General features: G+C 37.9%; 13 protein-coding genes. 7 read left to right on the top strand and 6 right to left on the bottom strand.

The window, feature by feature from the left end; genetic code table 11:
* Positions 1-38 precede the first annotated feature (38 nt).
* From topA to ACOMC3_RS04475, 6 genes are all read left to right on the top strand, one after another.
* Positions 39-2369 carry a type I DNA topoisomerase gene (topA, locus tag ACOMC3_RS04500; RefSeq protein WP_420318335.1) on the top strand — a complete coding sequence of 777 codons (2331 nt, stop codon included), beginning with the start codon at positions 39-41 and terminating at the stop codon, positions 2367-2369.
* Between the two features lie 3 nt (positions 2370-2372).
* Positions 2373-2960 carry a M23 family metallopeptidase gene (locus ACOMC3_RS04495; RefSeq protein ID WP_420318334.1) on the top strand — a complete coding sequence of 196 codons (588 nt, stop codon included), beginning with the start codon at positions 2373-2375 and terminating at the stop codon, positions 2958-2960.
* Positions 2961-3025: 65 nt separating this feature from the next.
* A complete protein-coding gene (locus ACOMC3_RS04490; protein WP_420318333.1) occupies positions 3026-8587 on the top strand; it encodes an alpha-2-macroglobulin family protein in 5562 nt (1853 codons plus the stop codon).
* Positions 8588-8615: 28 nt separating this feature from the next.
* Positions 8616-10934: a penicillin-binding protein 1C gene (gene pbpC, locus ACOMC3_RS04485; protein ID WP_420318332.1), complete on the top strand. Its 2319-nt coding sequence runs from the start codon at positions 8616-8618 to the stop codon at positions 10932-10934.
* Positions 10935-10996: 62 nt separating this feature from the next.
* Complete coding sequence (locus ACOMC3_RS04480) at positions 10997-11473, top strand: RNA polymerase sigma factor (protein WP_420318331.1); 477 nt, start codon at positions 10997-10999, stop codon at positions 11471-11473.
* On the top strand, positions 11466-12062 hold the full coding sequence (locus ACOMC3_RS04475; protein ID WP_420318330.1) for a hypothetical protein: 597 nt from the start codon (positions 11466-11468) through the stop codon (positions 12060-12062). The genes ACOMC3_RS04480 and ACOMC3_RS04475 overlap by 8 nt, the downstream gene beginning before the upstream one ends.
* Before the next feature lie 52 nt (positions 12063-12114).
* Here the strand turns inward: ACOMC3_RS04475 and dnaN are convergent, their stop codons facing one another.
* The 6 genes from dnaN to gldA all read right to left on the bottom strand — a co-directional run bounded on the left by dnaN (position 12115) and on the right by gldA (position 17999).
* Positions 12115-13239 carry a DNA polymerase III subunit beta gene (dnaN, locus tag ACOMC3_RS04470; RefSeq protein WP_420318329.1) on the bottom strand — a complete coding sequence of 375 codons (1125 nt, stop codon included), beginning with the start codon at positions 13237-13239 and terminating at the stop codon, positions 12115-12117.
* A gap of 93 nt (positions 13240-13332) precedes the next feature.
* Positions 13333-14223, bottom strand: a complete 891-nt coding sequence (locus ACOMC3_RS04465; protein WP_420318328.1) for a hypothetical protein — start codon at positions 14221-14223, stop codon at positions 13333-13335.
* Positions 14220-15899 carry a gliding motility-associated ABC transporter substrate-binding protein GldG gene (gene gldG, locus ACOMC3_RS04460; protein WP_420318327.1) on the bottom strand — a complete coding sequence of 560 codons (1680 nt, stop codon included), beginning with the start codon at positions 15897-15899 and terminating at the stop codon, positions 14220-14222. Before gldG ends, ACOMC3_RS04465 begins: the two co-directional genes overlap by 4 nt.
* Positions 15896-16624: a gliding motility-associated ABC transporter permease subunit GldF gene (gene gldF / locus ACOMC3_RS04455; RefSeq protein ID WP_420318326.1), complete on the bottom strand. Its 729-nt coding sequence runs from the start codon at positions 16622-16624 to the stop codon at positions 15896-15898. The genes gldG and gldF overlap by 4 nt, the downstream gene beginning before the upstream one ends.
* Before the next feature lie 119 nt (positions 16625-16743).
* Positions 16744-17103 carry an endonuclease domain-containing protein gene (locus ACOMC3_RS04450; protein ID WP_420318325.1) on the bottom strand — a complete coding sequence of 120 codons (360 nt, stop codon included), beginning with the start codon at positions 17101-17103 and terminating at the stop codon, positions 16744-16746.
* The gene (gene gldA, locus ACOMC3_RS04445; RefSeq protein ID WP_420318324.1) at positions 17100-17999 is read right to left on the bottom strand and encodes a gliding motility-associated ABC transporter ATP-binding subunit GldA; all 900 of its coding nucleotides are present in this window, start codon (positions 17997-17999) and stop codon (positions 17100-17102) included. Before gldA ends, ACOMC3_RS04450 begins: the two co-directional genes overlap by 4 nt.
* 133 nt (positions 18000-18132) lie before the next feature.
* Between gldA and ACOMC3_RS04440 the strand changes: the two genes are divergently transcribed.
* Positions 18133-18657, top strand: coding sequence for an NADPH-dependent FMN reductase (locus ACOMC3_RS04440; protein WP_420318323.1), 525 nt, complete (start codon positions 18133-18135; stop codon positions 18655-18657).
* Positions 18658-18724 lie beyond the last annotated feature (67 nt).

Raw genomic sequence — 18724 nt, 5'->3', positions numbered from 1 at the left:
CGCTAATTGAGTCTCTGAAAGACAATAAAAATTTATTTATGGGTAAAAATCTTGTAATCGTAGAGTCGCCTGCCAAGGCTAAAACAATTGAAGGGTATTTGGGGAAAGATTTTGAGGTCAAGTCTTCCTATGGCCATGTCAGGGATCTTCCAAAAGATGATTCTGCCATTGATATTGAAAACGATTTCAAACCCACTTATGAGATTTCTAAAGACAAAAAAGATATTGTTAAGGAACTAAAAAAGCTGGCTAAGGCTGCTGAAACTATCTATCTCGCATCAGATGATGACCGTGAAGGTGAAGCAATATCTTGGCACTTATCAGAGGCCCTTGATTTAGATGATAAGAAAACAAGACGAATCGTATTTAGAGAAATCACCAAAACCGCGATTCAAAATGCTATTAAAAATCCAAGAGGGATTGATATTGATTTAGTTAATGCTCAACAGGCAAGAAGAATTCTTGACCGTCTGGTTGGTTTTGAACTTTCTCCTGTCCTTTGGAAAAAGATAAAAGGGGGTCTTTCTGCAGGACGAGTGCAATCAGTTGCTGTTCGCTTAGTCGTTGAAAGAGAGCGAGAGATTTCCAATTTCAAACCAGAATCTTCATTCAGGATTACAGCAGAATTCAACCTTGAAGGTGGAAAAATTTTAAAGGCGGAACTACCTAAAAAATTCAAAACTGAAGAAGAAGCAACAGATTTTCTAAATAAATGCAATGGAGCAGATTTCAATATCGAAAATCTTGAAACTAAGCCTGCTAAAAAATCACCAGCTCCTCCATTTACTACATCCACCTTACAACAAGAGGCAAGTAGAAAGTTGGGCTTTTCGGTAGCCAGAACAATGTCCGTGGCTCAAAAACTTTATGAAGCTGGAAAGATTTCATACATGAGAACTGACTCATTGAATTTATCAGATGAGGCACTAGGTGGAGCGGCATCAGCCATTAATTCCAATTTTGGAGAAAAGTATGCTCACAGACGAGTATTTAAAACAAAAAAAGCAGGAGCTCAAGAAGCTCACGAAGCAATAAGACCAACAAATTTCGGTGTTCAGGTAACCGGAAAAGATGATGCAGAGAAACGCCTATACGAGTTGATATGGAAACGTGCAATAGCCTCCCAAATGGCTGAGGCCCAACTAGAAAAAACGACGGCAACTATTGGTGTTTCTACTACCGATGAGAAACTGGTTGCCAAAGGTGAAGTGGTCAAGTTTGATGGATTTTTAAAGGTCTATATTGAGTCAACAGATGATGAAAATGGTGAGGAAGAAAACACAAAAATTCTACCTCCACTATCTATAGGTCAGTCATTGGACTTGAAAGAGATTTTAGCCAAACAAGGATTCACAAGGCATCCACCCAGATATACAGAAGCTAGTTTGGTTAAAAAATTAGAGGAGATGGGAATAGGCAGACCATCCACATATGCACCCACTATTTCGACAGTACAAAAAAGAAATTATGTTGAAAAAGACTCTAGAGATGGTCATGAAAGAATTTCCATTGAAACACGATTAAATAATGGAGAGCTAAAACGTACAGAAGCTAAAGAAATCACAGGTGCGGAAAAGAATAAACTTTTCCCAACCAATACTGCTATGGTAGTGAACGACTTTCTTGTGGATCATTTCCCAAATGTGATCGATTATCACTTCACAGCAGATGTAGAGCAACAATTTGATGATATCGCTCAAGGGAAGACGGTTTGGAATAAAATGATTGATAATTTCTATGGTGGTTTTCACTCCACAGTAGAAAAATCGAAAGATCTGGATCGATCAGAGGTCAATCAGGTAAGAGAGCTGGGCGAGCATCCAGAAACTGGTGAAAAAATCTATGCAAGACATGGAAAGTATGGGGCGTACGTTCAAAAAGGTGAGTTGGTAGAAGGAGAAGAGAAGCCACAATATGCGAGTCTTAAGCATGGGCAATTCATGGATACAATCACGTTAGATCAAGCGCTTGAGCTTTTCAAATTGCCTCGAGAGGTAGGTACTTTTGAGGACAAACCATTGGTAGCAGCAGTTGGTAGATATGGCCCCTATATTCGTCATGATGGTAAGTTTGTTTCTCTTAAAAAAGAACAAGATCCATTAACAATTACTGCTGATGAGGCGATTGAACTCATCCATGAAAAACGTGAAGCAGATGCCAACAAATACATCAAAACCTTTGACGAAGATGAAGAAGTATTTGTACTGAATGGACGTTACGGTCCTTACATCAAGTTTGGCAAGAAGAATGTGAAGATTCCGAAGGACAAGAAACCAGAGGAACTTACTTACGAAGAATGTAAGGAACTAGCTGAAAAAACGCCAGAGAAAAAAGGTCGAGGTGGTAGAAAGACAGCTAAGAAAAAGTAAGGATTGAAGTATATTTTTCTACTCCTATTAATTAATGTAAACCAAGCCTCTCATTTTGGACTTCCAATAAAGTCTAAAGATATCGCCTTAACAGAAATAGGAAATTTTGGAGTAGAGAGAAAAGCCAGACCTGGCATACCTGCTCATCTTCATTCTGGAATTGATATTAGACCACCTAATAACAACTACCTAACGCAAGAATACATTTATCCGATTGCAAAAGGAGTTGTGATTAGTAAACGAACAGATGGTCCTTTTGCTCAGCTAATTATTGAGCATGAATTAGAAGGAGAAATACTTTGGACGGTTTATGAACACATAGCTGCAATTGAGGTAGACCTTTTTGAACCAGTAAAAAAAGGAACTACAATTGCAAGATTCTTTCTTGCCAATGAGCTTGATAATATCGGTTGGCAATTCAATCATTTTCATTTTGAGATTCTTCGAAAAAGACCTATTGAGTTGAAACCATCCCATAAAAATCCCGAACGATTATTTAGTTCTTATTCTTTGTCCTGTCACTCTCCTGAAGATTTAATTGAGCATTTTTATGATCCTGTGGTTTTCCTCGCGGACAAAGTGCTATTTTGAAGACGGTAATAACGGAATTATCAATAAATTTCCAGTCGATTTCTTGAAAAAACCTAACCCTATTTATGAATCACCATTTATTTAAACCAGTATTTTTAATATTTATTCTTTTGCTTGCATCATGTCAAAAAAATGCTGACGAAAACAGCATTGTTAGGCAGGTAAAAGATGATTTCAGCAGCCCTAAAAGTCTTTTTGTAGATCACGTTAGTTCCTTTACGGGCGGAGTAATTTCGGTAGCTAGCGATATACGACTTAAACTGAACAAAGGAGTCCCTGATAGCCTTGTTGGGACAACTCTCAACGGAATTTTTAAATTTTCTCCTACGATTGAAGGTTCCACTTTATGGGGAGACAATAAAACAATTGTATTTAAACCAGCTCAAAAACTAATAAACAATCAGAAATATGAGGCAACTGCCAACTTAAAAAAACTGATTCCTGGGATAGATAAAAAGAAAGAAAATTTCCAGTTTGTCTTTCAAACCTTACTACAGAATTATGAGGTTAACATGGCCGGTGTTAAACTTTATAATGCGAATGATTTAAGCAAGGTAAAAGTTGAAGGTGAATTATTGACTGCCGACATAATTAGCCTGGAAGACGCTAAGAAAATGTTAGCCGCCACACAAAAAGGCTCGTCATTAAATATTAATTGGGAAGCAAAAGATAATAATACTGCTTTCAAATTTTCAGTGGAGAATGTAGCACGAACTAAAAAGGAGAATGAAGTCAATTTTAAAATAGACGGATCACCAATTGAAGTTGACAAGAAAACAGCTCTTGATGTCAAAATACCAGCTATCGATGATTACAAAGTCACTTCTGCACAGATTATAAGAGGTGATGAAAATTACATTTCTGTTCTCTTCTCTGATCCACTTGCAGAGCGTCAAAATCTATCTGGATTAGTAACTCTTTCGAATACAAGCACCAGTCCCAGACTGGTCATCAATGTAAATGAGCTAAAAATTTATCCAACTCAGGATGTCTCTTCAACTGTTACCCTTACCATAAATAAAGGGGTTAAAAACACTGCAGGATACACACTTAAAGATGATTTTAGAACGCAATTAAGATTTACTCAAAGCAAACCTGAAGTCAAGCTCACTTCATCTGATCAAAAAGCTATTCTTCCAAATTCCTCAGGATTGATCTTGCCATTTGAGGCTGTTGGTTTGAAAGCTGTAGATGTGACTATTATCAAAATATTCGAGGATAATATGCATCAATACCTACAGGTAAACAGTCTGGGAGGCAAAAGTCAGCTAAATCGAGTTGGTCGGCCGGTGGCAAGAAAGGTTGTGCCTTTAAATACCAGTGGAGTAACGGATCTCAATTCATGGAATAGATACACGCTTAATCTGGAAGATATTTTAAAGACTGAACCTGGTGCTGTTTATCAAATACAAATTGGCTTTAGAAAAAGTTATTCAACCTATTTCTGTGCAAATGATGATCAAATCGAATCAATAAAAGAAGAGTTAGAAGAATGGGGAGAAGAAGAAGAGGCAAGTTATTGGGATTCATATGAGAGTTATTACAATCCAAACTATAATTGGCAAGAACGAGATAACCCATGTAGCGAGTCATATTACGGTGGCAGAAGAAGCGTTAGTAAAATTTTACTTGCATCCGACTTTGGTCTAATAGCGAAAAAAAGGGATGATGGTAACCTTTCGGTTTTTGTGACAAACCTGGTTTCAGCTAAACCTATTAGTGGTGTTTCAATTAAAGTTTATGACTATCAACAACAACAAGTAGCTGAAGGTACTACAGATGGAGAAGGAAAAGTGAAAATAAATCCTTCACTGACCCCCCATCTGGTTGTGGCTAAAAAAGGCGATCAGGTTGGATATCTCAAAGTCAACGACGGTTCTGCTCTTTCATTAAGCAATTTTGATGTAACTGGAACCAAGGTTCAGAGTGGTCTAAAAGGCTTTTTATATGGTGAAAGAGGAGTTTGGAGACCAGCTGACACGGTTCATCTGGGATTTATCTTACAAGACATTGAAGGTACCTTACCTGATGATCATCCGGTAATTGTTGAACTTTTCAATCCCAACGATCAACTGGTCGCTCGTAAGATTAGCAGTGAGCCTGTTGGAAATATGTACCGATTCGATTTTGTGACCAATACAGACGCGCCAACTGGAAATTGGAAGGCAGTTGCGAAGGTTGGTGGCGCATCATTTGAAAAGCGAATAAGGATAGAGACCATAAAACCCAATCGTCTCAAAATCAATCTTGCATTTGATAAAGAGAAGTTTTCCGCCAATGACAGTTATGTTTCAGGAGATTTGAATGTACGATGGCTGACCGGTGCTAAGGCAGGCAACCTTAAGGCTGAATTTGAATTACTTCTAAAACCAGTCAAAACAACCTTTAAGAAGTATCCAAATTTTAGTTTTGATGACCAGTCCAAACAATTTTCCAGTTCAAGGGAGATGGTTTATGAGGGCAAGGTCAATAGTGAAGGTTATGCGAAAATTAATCTCGACCTCAGCAATACATCAAATGCGCCTGGTGCCTTAAATGCCATGCTTTTTGGAAAGGTCTATGAAGAGGGCGGTGACTTTAGCATCAACACTACAACGATTCCTTACTACCCTTACAAAAGCTTCGTAGGTGTGAAAACACCTGAAGGTGACAAGAGAGGAATATTATTAACCGATGAAGATCATGCTGTTCGTATAGCAACCGTAGATGCTGATGGTAATCCTGTCAGTAGAAATGGTGTTGAAGTGAAACTCTTCAAACTAAACTGGAAATGGTGGTGGGATAATTCCTATGAATATCTCGGTAACTATGTTGGACGCTCTTACCGATCCGCAATTGCAAGCGGCACTTTAAACACAACCAATGGCGAAGGAAGCTATAAGTTAAGGGTCAATCATCCGGAATGGGGCAGGTATTACCTGCAGGTAAAAGATCCTATTTCAGGACATACTGCTGGTCAGGTCATCTATATGGACTGGCCAGGATGGGCAGGTAAAGGTCAGCGAGGTGAACTCGATGGGGCAGCTATGCTTGATTTTGGTGTTGAAAAAGAGGAATATAAAGTTGGCGAAAACATTACTTTATCTATTCCGTCAACGAAAGGGAATAGAATCTTGGTCAGCCTGGAAACAGGCAGTGAAGTTTTACAAACATTTTGGGTAGATGCTGAAGAAAAAAGCACGGCTGTTTCATTCGAAGCAACACCAGACATGTCTCCAAATGTTTATGCTCACCTCACCATGATTCAACCTCATGGACAAACCTCAAATGACCTCCCAATTAGGCTTTATGGTGTGCAATCAATTAAAGTTGTGGATCCTGAGACAACACTTAATCCAATGGTTAAATCACCAAAAGAGTTGAGACCCGGACAACAATATTCGATTGATGTTTCAGAGCAAAATGGAAAACCAATGGCATATACCATTGCGGTTGTTGACGAAGGCCTACTAGATCTGACAAACTTTAAAACCCCAGAACCATGGTCTAACTTCTACAAACGAGAAGCTCTTGGCGTAAAAACCTGGGATATATATGATGATGTTATGGGAGCCTTCGCAGGGAAGATAGAACGTCTTTTAGCAGTCGGTGGAGATGGTGAAATTCAACCAAAAGAAGAGAAAGAAGCCAACCGTTTCAAACCAGTAGTAGAATTTCTAGGTCCATTTTATCTGGATAAAGGAAAAACAGCTAAGCATACACTTAAAATGCCTCAATACATCGGAAGTGTAAAAACAATGATCGTCGCATCATCAGATAATGCTTTTGGTCATACGGATACTACCACACCTGTAAAGCAACCATTGATGGTTCTTGCAACTTTACCGCGTGTAGCTGGACCCAATGAAACCATGAAACTTCCAGTTAATTTATTTGCATTGGATGACAACATCAATAATGTTCAGGTTACCGTTGAAGCCACTGGAGCTTTAGCACTTGAAGGCAAGAAAACTAAGCCAGTTTCTTTCAATGGTTCTGGTGATAAGGTGATTTACTTCGACCTTAAAGCCAAACCAGTACTGGGCATTGGAAAGGTTAAAGTAATTGCTAAATCTGGATCACTAGAAGCCTCTTATGATGTGGAAATGAATGTGATTCCCAGAAATCCAATGATAACCAATGTCTCCGATAAAGTATTATCATCGTCCGACTCCTGGAAATATGAATACGAACCAGTTGGTATAATTGGAAAAAATACTGGAACGATCGAGGTAAGTTCATTACCTCCTCTGAACATTGAAAAACGATTGGGTTATTTGATAAGATATCCACACGGATGTATCGAACAAACAACTTCTTCCGTTTTTGCGCAGCTATTTATTGATGAGCTTGTTTTCCTAAATGAAGATAGGTTGGCACAAATTCAACGAAATGTTGAAGCAGGGATTAAAAGACTGACATCTTTCCAACTTGGATCGGGCGGTTTTTCTTACTGGCCCGGAAATGCCTATCCCAATCATTGGGGTACCAATTATGCAGGACATTTTTTAGTTGAAGCTAAAAAGGAAGGCTATATGGTACCTGAGGGAATGCTTGCAAAATGGATAGGATATCAAACTCAGCTGTCGAATTCCTGGAGTAGGTCGAACTCAGACAATAACAATGACCTAATTCAGGCATACAGATTATATACACTGGCGCTTGCAGATGCTCCTGCAATAGGAGCTATGAACAGAATGAAAGAGGCTCCAAACATTAGCAGAAAGGCTAAATGGAGATTGGCACTTGCATACGCTGTTGCCGGATATGATGTTCAAGCCACTGAAATGATACAAGGATTATCTGCCTCTGTTGATAGTTTGACTACCAATTACCGTCAAACTTTTGGGTCGGCTACTCGAGATAAGGCGATGATAATGGAGACTCTTCTTTCGTTAAAGCAAGAAACCAAAGCATTTGAATTATTAAGGGATATTGCTGAAGAAATGGGTGATCAAAACAAGTGGATGAGTACTCAAACAACCGCCTACTGCTTTATTGCCATTTCGAGGTATGCTGAAAACTTTGGTTCAGATAAATTAACGGATGTCAGTATTAGCATTGCTGGAAATGATAAATCTATTGAAGGAACTGATTTTGTTTATCAAATTCCAATCGATAACGGCGATAAAAGCTCAGGGATAGACATCACCAATAATGGAGAAGCTCCGGTTTTTGTAAAGGTTATTCGAACAGGAATACCTCTTGAAGGAACTGATGAAAATATTTCACGAAATATCAATTTATCCGTCAAGTATTTAGACCTGGATGGTAATCAGGTGAATATCAGCAATCTTCCTCAGGGAACGAATTTCAAAGCGATCATTTCCGTAACAAACCCTGGTTTAAAAGGTGATTACAATGAAATTGCACTAACTCAAATTTTTCCGTCTGGGTGGGAAATAATCAATACCAGACTTGATGGATCAGGTGTGCAGTCTAAAGCTGAATACATTGACATTAGAGATGATCGGGTGATGCATTATTTCGATTTGAAACCTAATAAACAAGTCACATTTGAGGTATTATTGAATGCATCTTATCAGGGGATGTACTATTTACCAGCTGTATCAGTGGGGGCAATGTATGACAATACCATATTCTCTAGTAAGTCCGGTAGATGGGTAAATGTTGTTTCTGAAAATTAAAAAGGTCAAAAAGAATAAGTATTTGAAGATGGCTGCTATCCCAGCCATCTTCCTATTGCTTATTCTGCTGATTCCTTTACCTAATCCATTATTTCCACCTGTTTATTCCACTATACTCACTGCTGAAGATGAGACGTTGTTAAGTGCCCAAATAGCCGCAGATGAGCAATGGAGATTTCCTCCCTCGGATTCCATTCCTTTTAAATTCAATAAAGCTATTCTTCTTTTTGAGGATGAATACTTTCATTATCATCCTGGAGTAAATCCTATTTCTTTGTTTAGAGCCGTTTGGCAAAATGTGGAAGCAGGTGAAATCGTAAGCGGAGGAAGTACTTTGACCATGCAGACCATGCGTATGGCCTATGGCAATCAATCAAGATCCTATGCTCAAAAATTAGTTGAGATTCTAGCCTCCATAAAGCTGGATCTTATTTATTCTAAAAATGAAATTCTTAAAATATATGCTGACCATGCCCCATTCGGAGGAAACATTGTCGGGATCAATGCCGCCTCCTGGAGGTATTATGGAAGACCACCTCACCTACTTTCATGGGCAGAAACTGCAACACTAGCCATCCTACCAAATAGTCCTGCATCTATATTTCCTGGGAAAAATGATGATTTACTTATTTCAAAACGTGACTTTCTTCTTGACAAGATGAACGAACGGGGATTGATTTCTGAAGATGATCTTTTTTTGGTAAAACAGGAACCACTACCATCCTCCTTGAAACCACTACCAAATAAAGCATATCATTTACTGCATAGATCTATCCGAGAAAATGGCAGTGGAACTAAGATTCACAGCAGTTTAAGTCCTACACTACAAACTCGGGCCCTCAGCATAGTCAAGAGATATAGTTCTGAGATGGCCAAAAATCAGATCAACAATGCTGCTGCAATTATTATAGATATTAAATCTGGAGAAACAAAAGCATATATTGGCAATACCGATAATCCTGGGGATCATGGTCAGCATGTAGATATTATCACAGCACGCAGAAGTCCTGGAAGTCTTTTGAAACCCATATTGTATGCGGCATCACTTGATGATGGACTGATCACTCCTACCCAATTACTCCCAGATATTCCATTATTCTATAGAGGTTTTGCACCTAAAAATTTTGATAAAGAATATAGAGGTGCAGTACCTGCCAATCAAGCATTAACGAGTAGTTTAAATGTTCCATTTGTTCACTTGCTCATCGAATATGGATACGAAAAATTTCATCATAAACTTGTTCAAATGGGATTTAAGTCATTTGATAAGCCAGCAGGTCATTATGGCCTATCCATCATTTTAGGAGGTGCTGAAACAACCTTATGGGAAATAGCTAATGTTTATTCAGGAATGGCCAGAGCTAGAATGAACTTCATGAACAGACCATTAAATAATGGTTACAGTGAGCTTGATTATGCATCAAATACTTACTTGAAAGTTGACAAAGATTCAAAAGAAAAAATCGGATCGGATGGTTACTTAAGAGTGCCTTCCATTGACCAAACGTTGAAAGTGCTTCAAGAAGTCAAGCGACCTGAAGAAGAGTCAGGTTGGGAGTTTTTTGGATCTGCAAGACCTATCAGTTGGAAAACAGGTACCAGCTATGGATTTAGAGATGCCTGGGCTATCGGTTTGAATAATAAATACTTGATTGGAGTGTGGATAGGTAACTCAGATGGTGAAGGTAGAGCAGGGTTAACGGGAATTAAAACTGCTGCACCTTTGCTTTTTGAATTGTTTGATCTGGTGGATGGAGATGTTGTTGATAATGAAGGTTTTGGAAGTGAAGAATTAATCTGTAAAGAAAGCGGAATGCTTGCTTCTGCGATATGTGAAAACAAAATCCCTATTCAGCTTGCTGATTACATGCTAAATGGACCTAAATGCACCTATCACCAGATTGTTCATTTAGATTCTGATATGTCCCATCAAGTCAATAGCAGCTGTTATAGTGTATCTCAGATGGAAAATATATCGTGGTTTGTGTTACCACCAGTGCAATCCTGGTATTACAAAAAGTATCATCCAAGCTATCAAAAATTACCTCCATATAAAGAAGGCTGTAGCACATCTGGTGATAACGAAATTTTTGATCTGATATACCCAACTCAGTTTACTAAAGTTTATATTCCAGTGGAGCAAGATGGTTTTAGGGGTAAAGCCATTTTCGAAGCAGCGCATGAAGATAGGAATAGTATCCTCTACTGGCACCTAGACGATGAATTTTTGGGGATCACTACCAACACACATCAAATGGCGATATCTGCCGATAAAGGGTTTCATACTGTAACTATTGTGGACGAAGCTGGCAATGAAATAACACGCAAGTTTGAAGTGATCAATTAGCAATCAAACTTTTTTTTGGTTAAATGAAATAAATTAGGAATTTCAACAACTAACACCCAAACGTGTCGGAAGATTTCTTTAAAAAGTACGTAGAAGAACAGATGTCCATTATCATGCATTTATGTAGAGCATATGCACGTGATGAGGAATCGTTAAAAGATCTGGTACAAGAGGTGACACTACAATTGTGGCGATCGCACAAATCGTTTCAAGGTAATTCGCAGCTTTCTACTTGGGTCTATCGCGTGACATTAAATGTATGTCTTTCGCATTCTAAGAAGCTTAAAAGAAAAGTTGAAACGGTACCCTTGGAATGGCGTGCTGACTCTCCTGAAGAGTCAAATCCTGAAAAAGAACAAATTGAAAAGCTATATCAGGGAATTAGAAAACTAAAGGAATCAGAAAGAGCAATTATACTGCTATATCTGGAAGACAAAAGCTATAAAGAAATGAGTGAGATTCTTGGTATAACGGTTAGTAACGTGGGAGTAAAAGTGAGCAGACTTAAGGAGAAATTAAAAGATATTATCAATGTCTGAAGAGTTTGACATACAATCAGTCTGGAAGAAAAGCAAAAAGAGTACAGACGTTTCTACTTTTCTGATCGAAACACTGGAAAAGAAGGGCACCAAAACCACGATGTATTGGATCAAAGTGGTGCTGTGGATAGAGTTTTGGATGAATCTCATATTACTTCCTATTATTATTCCCTACCTAATCAGAAAGGAAGAACCTACTTGGTACATTGGTATTTATGTTGGAGTAACAATCATATATTTCATCTATTATCAATTTCTAATTAGGCAAATAAATCGATTTAATTACGACGGTAACGTAATCCATAGCCTCAAGAAAGTATACGGCTACCTCAGATTCTTTTTGCTTCATTATAAAGTTGTTATATGGTTCTCTATGATTTTTGGTCTCATTTATGGTTTTGTTGCTCCTGAAAATCAGGAAGCACTTTCAGGATTACAGACAACTAAACAATGGATCATAGCCATTGGATTCTCAACATTAATCGTAGCAGTGGTAGGCGGCCTAATGCATTTATTGGTACACTTGATCTATGGAAGAAAAATCAAGCGCTTAAAGCGAATGGTCAGAGATCTGGAAAGTGAAGAATAAAAAAAGCGACAAACTTATTTGTCGCTTTTCAATTTCATTTTAATGAATGGGCTTAAACCTGATTATTCAGCATTACTGGCATTACAAGCATCAGAATATCTTCTTCCTCATCTTTCTCATTAGGAGTAATGATACCCGCTTTATTAGGAGCACTCAGCTTTAATGTAATTTCATCTGAATCAATGTTACCTAGCATTTCAACAAGGAACTTAGCATTGAATCCAATTTCTAAATCTTCACCATCGTGCTCACAAGAAAGCCTTTCATTCGCTTCATTTGAGAAATCAAGATCTTCCGCAGAAATCATCAATTCACTTCCTGTGATCTTAAGTCTGACCTGGTGTGTGGTCTTATTTGCATAAATAGCAATTCGCTTCAATGAACTTAAAAGCTCATCTTTCTTAACCACCACATTGTTGTTGTTATCAAGTGGAATTACATTCTCGTAATCCGGGAAACGTTCATCGATCAGTCGACAAATCATTTTCACCTGATTGAAATTGAAGAATGCATTTGAAGCGTTGAATTCTACATTTACATTCGTTAGTTCAGATGGGAGCGTTGCTTTCAGCAATGTCAACGCCTTTCTAGGAATGATCATGCTGTGACTCATATCTGCAGCAACATCTACCCTTCTGTATCGAATCAGTCTATGACTATCAGTAGCAACGAATGTGGTATTCGTTTCATCCAACTTAACAAAAACACCAGTCATTGCTGGTCTTAACTCATCATTGGAGGTTGCAAAAATTGTATTGTTGATTGCTCTGCCTAAAACCTCTGACGACATATTCACTGAATACCCATCAGAAACTGTTGGTATTTTCGGGAAATCAGTTGCATTCTCACCAGCGAGCTTATACCGTCCATTATCAGAATTGATCTCAATGCTATAAGTATTGCTGTCAATCGAAAATGTAACAGGTTGCTCAGGTAAATTTCTTAATGTCTCCAAAAGGATTTTAGCTGGAATAGCAATGCTGCCATCTTCTTTAGCTTCTACCTGAAGTTCGGTAATCATACTTGTTTGCAAATCAGAGGCAGTAACTGTCAGGTTACCATCATTGATTTCAAAAAGAAAATTCTCAAGTATTGGCACTACCGGGTTGGTAGTAATTACGCCATTAATAGCCGATAGCTGCTTTAAAAGATAGGATGATGATACTATGAATTTCATGTGTATTGTAAAGCTTAGTGATTAAAGGCTCACGCCTCCATTTTCGGGACGCTAATTTAAGCACAAATTATGAGATAAACAGTTGAAATAAGATCAGTTAAGATCGTTAGGATTTTGTAAAATTTGCTGGACTCTTCTTGAGTCAATAACCATTCTTTGACCTGAAGCATCTATCGCCAAATGATACGGCTGATTTTTAATGCTTGGATAAATAGACATCACAAATGGTTCTTCATTTTTAATATCCTCAATTTGTATCTGAGCGAATGGCTGCATCGAAGAAATGCTATCCAGATCAGGAAACCTTCCCACTGAAATCATTTCGTTGGCTTGAAACTGCTGATATTGATTGAGGTAATTCACTATGGCAGAACTATCAGCTGGAGATTTCTGATTGATAAGAAAAAACTTGTCATCGAATGTAATCTCAAAATCTTCACCTTGATTTTTAGTCACACTTAGTCGTTGAATTGTTCGCCAGCTTCCATCAAAGATCATACGATCTCTCCATTGATCTGAATGTAGCGTGAGTATGTCAGCAACGTTATCTCTATAACCTGGAACTGCAACTTCCTTCGCTATTCCATCATTTATAAAGTAAGTTTTTGTTTTTGTAGGGTTTGTATCAAATTCAAATTCAAAAGAAGTATTTGAATCAAATGTTAGTTTAACCTTTCCAAATGAAGCGTCCCATTGACCGATGGTTCTGCTAGTCTCCACCCGTTCAAGAACAGAGATTAGCGTGTTTACAAATCCCGCATCTGCCGCGTATTGATCATTGAGAATCCAGCCTTGTGGTGACCTATCAATTTTTGTGGTGTCATCGGCACCAATCATTATGACAGAAGTTAAACCCGTCAAATCGATCGATTGAAAATACTTGATCTCATTGCTAGAATCTTTTGAGGAATCGGTAAAAAAAATGGCCAGATTAATCCCCAAAAGTAAAGCTGCCGCCAGTGTATATTTCGCTGATTTACTCACTTAGATACAAACGTTTTTTTCCTGAAATACCACTTTGCTCCACCTATCATTAGAATGAGAATAATTGGAGCAACTAAATTGATGATCTGCCACTTGGTTCGCTCTTGCTGAACTTTCACTCTATCCAATGGGCGGATTTTGACTTCTCTTGATCTTGTTTCTATCAAACCGGATTCATCCACCATATAGTCAAGAAGGTTTAAAACAAACTCTTCATTTGCATATGTGGTTTTGGTAAATGGCTCTACTCCTAAACCAAGCGGTTCGCCAGTCTCCGGATCTAAATCATTTCTAATGATGTCTCCATCTCCGATTACGATTACTTTGCCTGGTTCTCCATTTTCTATAAAATCATCCTTATTAAAACCAGAAGGAACAAGCCTATTTGCGTACAGTGAATTGAATTTCCCTTCCAATAAATAACCTACAGTTTTGGGTCCGTCAGTAAATCTATCGGGTTGCAATTCATCTCTTAAATCATTAAAAGCAACCCTAACAGGGGGTCCAAGAAGTTTTGTATAAGGACTTGTATCAATCAATGGTGTCTTTCTAATTCCTTTAGCTTTTACTGTATCGATTTCTGACACAAACCGGCCAAGAATGGCGTCCAGATTTCTTACAGAAGGATGCTTGCTGAAATTGGTTAAAACCGGAAAGAAAGGCCATGGAATCATTTGAATTTGTGGCTGATTCCCAATATTTCCGGATACCACTGGGAACTGTCCACTGTTGACATCCAGAACATAATTCTGATTGATCCTAACACCGTATTTGAATAGTTGATCAGTCAGATTGGTTTCATATGGAATGGCTACTGTCCCCTCCCCTGATGCACTATCCATATTAACACTCAAAGCATCAATGAAGTAAATTAAATTACCTCCTCTCATCAGGTACTGATCTACAAGGTATTTCTCTCTTTCACTAAATGGCATTGTAGGTTTTCCAATGACAACCGCATCGTATCCACTTAACTCACTCCTTCCGCTAAGAGAAACATTAAAGAGGTCAAATTTTGATAAAACCGTACTACGAAAGCCTGCAATATCCAATGAGTCTGGTGATCCGTGTCCAGTTATGTAAGCGACTCTTTTCGTCCCTCCATCTATCAGCAGAGCAATTGAAGAAGCAAGCTCATACTCCAAACCTTCAATACTTTGATTCAAAATACCTTCTGGTCCTGCTGCACTACTGCCCTTCAAAAGATTGACTGGAACTTCATTAATTCCCTTTGAGGCAAGAGCTCCTGGGAATATTAATTTTTCCATTTTGTCACCATCTGCATTTTTATAATTCAGATTGGTGGCTTGAATTCCCTTGTCAATCAATGATTGATAGAACTGATTTCGAGCCTGAAGATTTGTAGCCTGTGCAGGATCAGTGAACTTGAACTGGATTCGGTTATTACTTTCAATAACAAATTGATCCAACATCTCTCCGATCGATTTTTTAAAACGTTCAAAGTTGGATGGTAGCTCTCCCGCCAGATAAACTTCAAAGTATACGTCCTCATTTAGTGATTGAAGCAGAGATTTTGTAGCATCAGAAATGGTGTACCTCTTTTCTTCCGTCAGGTCAAATTGTAATCGAAATTTATTAGCAAGCTGATTTACTAGCCAAACAGATAGTATGACAACTATCGATTGCAGAATGATAATTTTTCTGGTCTCCCTCATCCTTTCTGAACGTTTAAAACTATTCGTGTGAGATACAAAAACAAGACGATCATTGATAAGAAATAAACGACATCACTGAGATCAATTAAGCCTTTACTCAACGTTTCGTAATGGGATAAAATGCCAATCTGACTAATGACGTAAGAAGTTTCTGTCCAGATGTTTATAGATGCTACTGAATCAAAGCCCGCATAAAAAGCAAAACATAAAAATGCCGCAAGGATAAAGGAGACTATTTGATTGCCTGTTAAAGCGGAAGAAAGTACACCTATAGATGTGAAAATACCCCCTAACAGAATTAATCCGATATAAGATCCGATAATTCCTGCGGAATCCAGATTCCCGACAGGATTCCCTAGGTAATGGAGTGAGAAATAATAAACCAGCGTAGGTAAAACAGAAAAAATAACTAATAAAAAACCTGCCAGAAACTTACCTGTTACAATCTCAATGTCCCTAAATGGAAGTGTATATAGTAATTCAATGGTTCCACTTCTTTTCTCCTCAGCAAATGATTTCATGGTGATGGCTGGTATCAGGAACATGAAGACATAGGGTGCCATTGAAAACAGTGTTTCCATACTGGCGTACCCATAATCCAATACGTTCGTGTCCGGAAAGACCCACATCAAAAGTCCAATTCCTATTAGAAAGATTCCAATCACTACATAAGCGATCAGAGAATCAAGGAATTCATTTATTTCTTTTTTTAGGATTGTAATCATTGGTCAAAACTTTTTAAAGACACCCCTGTAGTCCCCTCAAGGGGACAATTCCTTGATTTAAAGGTATCTTTCTATCGTTGAAGATTCCCCCCTTGAGGGGGGCTTGGGGGGTGTTCTTTTTATTCCTCATTAATCTTCATGCAAATTTCATTGACTACCCAATTAATGTTTTTCTTAACATCAAGATCATCAAAAACAAGAATTCTAATTCCTTTTGATTCTAGTTCAGATATCCTTTGTATATCATAGTTTACCTTCCATTCATGAGTATGTCCATCTACCTCTATTGCTAATTTCAATTCATGACAATAAAAATCAACTATATATTTAAGAATCGGTACCTGTCTGTGGAATTGGAAACCCAATTGTTTTTTTCTAATCTCTTGCCAAAGTAAAACCTCAGAAAGAGTGCTATTCTTTCTTAGCTCCTTAGCTTTTGCTTTAAGGTCGCTTCGATATGCAATGATTTCATTCCTCATTTCTCCTTTGTCAGTTCCTGAAATACACCTTCTAATGATTGTTCATTCTTGGTTATATTGATGAGTGGCATTTCGTGTTCACCTGCAACCTTCATTATCACTTTTCTAGGATCATTAGCTGAAGAAAACTGATAAACATTACTTTCAATTTTCAAAGTTTTCAAACCTTCCTTTTCAAACAACGAGGTATCAATTTCATTTTCAAATTCAACCTTATAAGAAATCATATCGGATTTGATTGATTTGAGATTCCTGACCTCATCATCAGCTACAATCTTACCTTTATTGATGATGACTACTTTATCACATAGGGCCTCCACTTCTTGCATGATATGAGTAGATAAAATGACTGTTTTATCCTTGCTAGCTTCCTTAATAACCTTTCTTATTTCTACCAGCTGATTGGGGTCTAATCCACTGGTCGGTTCGTCAAGAATCAAAACCTTTGGATCATGAATTAAAGCTTGTGCTAGACCTACACGCTGACGATAACCTTTGGATAGGGCACCAATCTTCTTATGTTGCTCTCTTTCTAACCCACACATTTCGATCACCTCTGTCACTCTTTGCTTTTTATGCTTCAATCCGTAAGAAGAAGTAATGAAACTCAGATATTCTTTAACAAACATTTCCAAATACAAAGGATTGTGTTCTGGCAAATACCCTGTGAGCTTTTTGACTTGCAAAGGTTCCAAAGAGACATCTACACCGTCAACATAAACAGCTCCAGACGTAAGGCCAATGAAGCCTGTAGCTATTTTCATGGTAGTGGATTTACCTGCACCATTTGGGCCAAGAAAACCAGTAATTTTCCCTTTTTCAGCCTCAAAAGAAATATTGTCCAACGCTTTTTGCTCGCCGTAAACTTTGGTTAGATGATCTACAATGATGGACATATTGAACTAAAACTCGTTCTTCTGGTTTACAGGTTTGTGTTTTCTTTGCGATCTTAATAGATCAGAGAACGCAATTATCGGGCAAATATTCTTATATGCGTCCATTTCTACAATTTTGATTTTAAAATCCTTTATGATAACTATCATCAGCGGCACTAATAGAAAGAATTCTATCTCAAAACAAGTTGCGCTTCAATATCAGGAGATACTGGCAGAAAGAGGTGTGGAATCAACACTCGTGGATTTAGAGAAACTACCTGTTGATTTTATTTCGTCAGCACTTTATGAAAATCAAGGGACAAATATTGATTTTAATCCGATAAGAGATCATATGAAAGAAGCCCAAAAGTTTGTTTTCATTGTTCCTGAGTATAATGGATCGTTCCCTGGAATCTTGAAGACATTTCTAGACGCTTTGGAATTTCCCGGTACTCTGAAAGGTAAAAAATGTGCTTTAGTAGGACTCTCCTCTGGGATACAAGGAGGTGTTATGGCTATGAGCCACCTGACTGATATCTTTAATTATCTAGGCATGCACGTTTTAGCATTAAAACCGAAATTGATACGTATCAATGGTAAAATGGAGAATAGTAAAATTGCTGACGATTCGTATTTAAAACGATTAAAAGATCAGGCCGATGCTATTATTGAATTTTAGGTTAAGTTCATCGTTTAAGAGTCTTAGTTGATAGGAAAAGGATCAACAACAAGCTAATATTTTAATA

This window comes from Ekhidna sp. (genome assembly GCF_965212185.1).
In the GTDB taxonomy this organism is placed as follows: domain Bacteria; phylum Bacteroidota; class Bacteroidia; order Cytophagales; family Cyclobacteriaceae; genus Ekhidna.
Note: the sequence above shows the minus strand (reverse complement) of the source record. Positions and strands in the feature narration are given on the sequence as shown.